At 60.5% G+C, this 4,778-nt stretch carries 4 protein-coding genes; 1 reads left to right on the plus strand and 3 read right to left on the minus strand.

Features of this window, described 5'->3' with window-relative positions; translation table 11 throughout:
- Positions 1 to 52: 52 nt before the first annotated feature.
- From NW819_RS11095 to NW819_RS11105, 3 genes are all read right to left on the minus strand, one after another.
- Positions 53 to 2,596, minus strand: a complete 2,544-nt coding sequence (locus NW819_RS11095) for a UPF0182 family protein (protein WP_414413774.1) — start codon at positions 2,594 to 2,596, stop codon at positions 53 to 55.
- A gap of 4 nt (positions 2,597 to 2,600) precedes the next feature.
- A complete protein-coding gene (locus NW819_RS11100; RefSeq protein WP_414413775.1) occupies positions 2,601 to 4,043 on the minus strand; it encodes a TIGR03279 family radical SAM protein in 1,443 nt (480 codons plus the stop codon).
- 108 nt (positions 4,044 to 4,151) lie between these two features.
- Positions 4,152 to 4,436, minus strand: a complete 285-nt coding sequence (locus NW819_RS11105) for a DUF2103 domain-containing protein (protein WP_011432039.1) — start codon at positions 4,434 to 4,436, stop codon at positions 4,152 to 4,154.
- An 86-nt stretch (positions 4,437 to 4,522) separates the two neighbouring features.
- Between NW819_RS11105 and NW819_RS11110 the strand changes: the two genes are divergently transcribed.
- On the plus strand, positions 4,523 to 4,778 hold a 256-nt coding region (locus NW819_RS11110), incomplete at its 3' end, for an NTP transferase domain-containing protein (protein ID WP_414413776.1).

Below are 4,778 nucleotides of genomic sequence, written 5' to 3' on the forward strand. Positions count from 1 at the left end.
CGTTAAGTTTCGTCAACTACCTGCCTCAAAAATGAGGAGGGGATCCCTTTCTCTATCGGCTGCCCCTCGGCAGAAAGAGGGCTTCTAAGGCCTGGCCGAGAGTCGGTTCCATCACCACCCGGTCTTCGTAGGCAGCGATCACCCGGGTGAGCTGAGGCAAGCGGCCCTGTTCTGCTTCGATGTAAAGGGGCTGAACATAGAGCAAAGAAGTCTCGATAGGAATGACCAGCAGCGTGCCCAGGTTCACCCGCGACCCATGCTGGTTCCAGAGGGAAATTTGCTCGGAGATTAAGGGATCCTGATTGACCCGTGCTTCCACCTGTTCCGGGCCATAGATGAGCCGTTGCTTGGAAAACTCGTACACCAGGAGCTTGCCGTAGTTTTCCCCGTCGCAGCGGGCCGCTATCCAAGCCACCATGTTCTGCTTGTTAACAGGGGCATAGGGGGAGAGGAGGACGAACTCAGGAGTGTGGTTTGCAACCCCTTGGGGATCCCTCGGCAAGGTGAGAATGAGATACTGGGGCTGCATGGGAATGCGCCGTCGATTGCGGAACTGGCCGGGGATCTGCCATTGATCCTCGCGGTTGTAGAAGAGGCGGGGATCCGTCATGTGGTAGGTGGCAAACTGCTGCGCTTGCAGGCGGAAGAGGTCTTGGGGATAGCGGATGTGTTGCCGCAGCGGCTCCGGCATTGCCTCCAGAGGCTTGAAGAGGGTGGGGTAGATGCGGGCGTAGGCTTGGATGAGGGGATCCCGAGGGTCGGCAATGTACCAATCGATGCTGCCGTTGTAGGCGTCCATCACCGCCTTGACCGAGTTGCGGATGTAGTTGAAGGGAAAGCCGGGCAGGTGCTCCGAGTAGGGGTAGCGGCTGCTGGTGGTATAGGCATCGAAAAACCAGTAGAGCTTGCCGCCTTGAATGACCAGGTAGGGATCCCGGTCGTAGAGCAAAAAGGGCATCACCCGACGGATGCGCTCGCGGATTTGGCGGCGATAGAGAAAGCGGGTGGCAGAAGACAGCTCGCGGCTGAGAAGGATGCGCAGATCGCCAAAATGCCAGGCGTAGAGAAACCGCTGCCAGAGGTGGGGAATGGGCACGCCACCGCTGCCCTGATAGCTGCTGTACACATAGCGCTCTGCTGCAGGGTAGTCCAACTCCCGCGCCTCAGCGCCCACGAAAACATCGGTGGTGGTCAGCTCGCCATAGTAGAGGGCCGGCTGCTCCACCCGCAAGACGGAGGCCACCTCAGGGTAGCGGGGAGAAACCCGCGGCGGGATATCCGATAGGAAAAAATCCGGCAGGCCTTCAGGGGTCACCACATTCACCGGGCTGAGGGTGAGGCCATAGCCGTGGGTGTAGAAAAACCGCCGGTTAACCCAGGTTTGGGCGGCGGGGGGTACCTGGGCAAAGTCCAGCTCGCGGGCGGCATGCATAACTTGGCGCAATTCTCCCCCAATGCGGTAGCGATCCACATTCACATAGGGAAATTGGTAGTAGGGGCGGATTTCTTGCAGTTGGCGGTAGGTGGCCAATAGGGGATCCGCATCCCAGAGGCGCACGTTGCTCAGGGTGGATTGATTCTGCTGCAGGATCTCCCAGGTGAGGGATCCCCCTTCCGGGAAGGGTTGGACTTCGACATCGGCCAGGCCAAAGCCAGCACGGGTAAAACGGATGTTGTCCTCGATGTAGGGGCGCTCCAGCTCCAGCTCGTTGGGGGTGACCAAGAAGGTCTGCACCAGTTGGGGATAAAGTTGGGTGGTTAGCAGCCCAAACCCCAGGTAGGCTCCCCAGAGGATGGCCGGCGCCAGGAGAGAGCTGGCCCAGGAAGGGCACCAGGACTTGAGGAAAGGAAGGTTGAGGCGGATCCCCTGGCGGGCCAAAGCCCAGAACCCCACCGCCGTCAGGCCTGCCACCCCGCTCATCAAGGTCGTGGCCGGCAAGGTTGCATGCACATCGGCAAAACCGGCCCCAAACACAACGCCGCGGGTGGAATAGAGCAGCTCGTAGCGATCCAGCCAATGGCCCCAGGCGCGAATGAGAAACAGGGATCCCCCCAAGATCAGCAGGTGCCGCTGGGCATAGAGAGAGAGGGCCAAGGTCAGCCGTTGCTCGGAAAGCCCCAGCTCCACCAAGTAGATGAGGACAACGGTAACCAAGGTGAGCAGCACCAGGTTGAAGCACCAATGCTGCACCGTCTCCCAGAAAGGCAGGCTGAAGAGAAAAAAGCCGAGATCGCGGTTGAAAATGGGATCCGACTCCCCGACGGGCCCCTGGTTCAGCCAGAGCAACAGCGTGAACCAGTGATTGGAAAGAGACCAAGCAAAGAAAACACTCAAACCTGTGGCAATCGCCCAGGCCCCAGCCAAGGTTGCCCCCCGCCAGCAGGAGCAGATGTTGGATCCCACCACCGCCAGGGCAAAGAGGAAAGCGCCCAGGCCCAGCCCCCAGCGGGCAATCACCCGCGTCCACAGCACCGGCAGGGCATTCAGCTCGGCAAACCAGGCCAGATCTACGTAGAAAGCCGCCAAGCCCGTGATGGCCAGGATCCCCAGCCCCACCCAAAGCAGCAGAAGCAATCCGCGCCGCAACCTCTGCATCGCCTCAGGATCCTCGGCTCAAAGCTGTTCTTGGTCGCGTCAGCGGTGCAGTTTCCCTTCGCCCGAGCGTTGCGGAACAACACAGGGTGCCGTAGGCATAGCCCTGTTCTAGCTGTTGCACCGCCTGCACCAAGCCTGCCGGCCCGCCGTCCACCCGCACCACCGGGATCCCCACCTGGGCCTGCACCTCTTGCCAGGTCAGATCGTCCAAAAAGCGCTCCCCATCCTTAAGGGCAATCTGAGGTAGCAGCAGCCCATCGTAGGCCGCCAAGTTTTCAACCGATTTCAAGGCATTCAAGACATCTTGGCCCGTCAGCAGCCCGGTTACCGTCAGGGTTTGTCCCCAAAATTGGCTGGCAATAGGCAAAAGACCCAACTGCAGCCCGCGGATGCGGTTCATCTGCTCCACCACAGGCTGGAAGGCTTGCTCTACGGCATTGCCCACCACCCACAGAACCTTGAGGGGAGAAGGGAGCTCAGGCGGCAGTTTGAGCTGCTCGAACTGGCTGAGGAAAAGCCGCAGGGAGCCTACCCCGTTCCCCAGCTGCGGGTAATCTTCATAGTGCTCTGCCGGTGGCAGTTCCCGCCCGGCCAGCAGATACCACTCATCGGCCAGCCAGGCAAAGGTGGATCCCAATGTTTGCCGAAACCCGACCTGCAAAGTTTCCACCTGCCGGATCACTTCTCGGGCCTTGGCCGCATCGACAGGAACCAGCTCATCACCAGGGGGGCGAAAGCGCGTCAACCCCACCGGCACCACTGCTGCCGAGAGGACGGTGGGGATCCCGTCTACGGGCCGGCGAAAGGCGGCCAAATCGAGGAGTGTGCGGGTGAGGTGATCCCCATCGTTCCAGCCCGGGCAGACCACCACCTGGGCATGCACTTGCAGGCGGTGTTGGCGAAACCAGGCCAACTGCTCCAGGATCAGACCGGCGCGCGGGTTTTTGAGCAGGCGGCTGCGCAGCTCCGGCTCCGTGGCATGAACCGAGACATAGAGGGGGGAAAGGCGCAGGCGGGCGATGCGATCCCATTCGGCAGCGGTCAAGTTGGTAAGGGTGAGGTAGCTGCCGTAGAGAAAGCTGAGGCGGTAGTCGTCGTCCTTGAGGTGCAGCGTTGCCCGCATTTCCGGAGGTTGTTGGTCGATGAAGCAAAAGGGACAAGCGTTGGCGCATTGGATCAGGCCATCGAACAGGGCCGTTTCAAACTCCAGCCCCAGATCTTCATCGATGTCTTTTTCCAGCTCGACGATGCGCCGGATCCCTTGGCTATTCAAGATCTCCAGGCTTACAGACTCCTCAGCGATCAGGAAGCGGTAGTCGATGAGATCGCGGGGGCGTTCGCCGTTGATGCTGACCAGGGCCTCTCCAGGTTGGATGCCCACTTCTGCTGCCAGGGATCCGGGTAAAACAGCGCTGATACGGGCGGGCTTGAGACTAGCACGAGACATAGCTAACTCATCCTCAACTGATGTGCCATTTGCCCCAGCAGGACGAAGTTCTGGGTCGGGACAGCGTTGCGGAGCAATAACGAGGCTCGGTTGACTACAAACAGTTGACTACAAACAGCGGAGAATAGCCGCCTCTAGCTCGGTTTGGCTAAGATCCGTTACCACAAACACCTCTTGCACGCTGCTTCCCTTGCGGGCCACCAGCTTGTACCCGCCCCGGATCGGCACCGAAACCCGCAACTGCAACTGGGGGATCCGCCCACGGCTGCAGGACAGAGCGCCCGGCGTCACGGTTTTAATGCCCGCCTGCCGGGTCAGGCGTTCCAAAACAGGGATCAACCCTGAGATGTGGGTGGAGTGGTTCCAAACCAGACGACCAGAGGGCTCAGACATAGCGGCTAGAGTGAGGAGAGGATGGGATCCCTATCCTATTCCTCCACAAATACCTGCTGCTCGTTGTGGAAAACTGGATGTCCAAAATGCCTGAAGATTCCCCGCCTGCGGTCGTGGCTCTGATCTTGGCCGGGGGCAACAGCCGCCGCATGGGATCCGACAAAGCCCTGGTGCTTTGGGATGGGATCCCCCTGCTGCGACGGGTGGCTCAGGTGGCAGCAGCCTGCGCCGACGCGGTTTACATCCTCACCCCCTGGCCGGAGCGCTATGCGCCGGTGGTGGATCCCAGTTGGCACCTCTGGCGGGAAAACGTTCACAGCCGCGACAGCGTTGCAGAGCAAC

Origin of the sequence: Synechococcus sp. R8-2 (genome assembly GCF_047461715.1) — a bacterium.
GTDB lineage: Bacteria > Cyanobacteriota > Cyanobacteriia > Thermostichales > Thermostichaceae > Thermostichus.